General features: G+C 57.5%; 1 protein-coding gene. It reads right to left on the bottom strand.

Features of this window, described 5'->3' with window-relative positions; genetic code table 11:
• Positions 1-258: sugar phosphate nucleotidyltransferase (locus SB756_RS30705; RefSeq protein WP_410913320.1), on the bottom strand; the 258-nt coding region annotated here is incomplete at its 3' end.
• Between the last annotated feature and the right edge of the window lie 10 nt (positions 259-268).

Genomic DNA, 268 nt, shown 5'->3' with positions numbered 1-268 from the left:
GTTCATTTCTTCATTAAAGAATGACCAGCCGCGCTGAATGTGCTGCACCAGAGTGTGGGACTGGTACTGGGTTATCACGCCCATACGACGGATCCCGGAGTTGATGCAGTTAGACAGCGCAAAGTCGATAATGCGGAACTTGCCGCCGAAATGCACCGCCGGTTTGGCACGTTTGGCCGTTAAATCGACCAGGCGCGTGCCGCGTCCGCCGGCGAGGATCAGAGCAACCGTCTGTGTAGGGAGCTGGCGGGCCAGCATCAGGTGATCT

The sequence above is a fragment of the Pseudomonas sp. SIMBA_068 genome, from assembly GCF_046534705.1.
Classification (GTDB): domain Bacteria; phylum Pseudomonadota; class Gammaproteobacteria; order Pseudomonadales; family Pseudomonadaceae; genus Aquipseudomonas; species Aquipseudomonas putida.
Note: the sequence above shows the minus strand (reverse complement) of the source record. Positions and strands in the feature narration are given on the sequence as shown.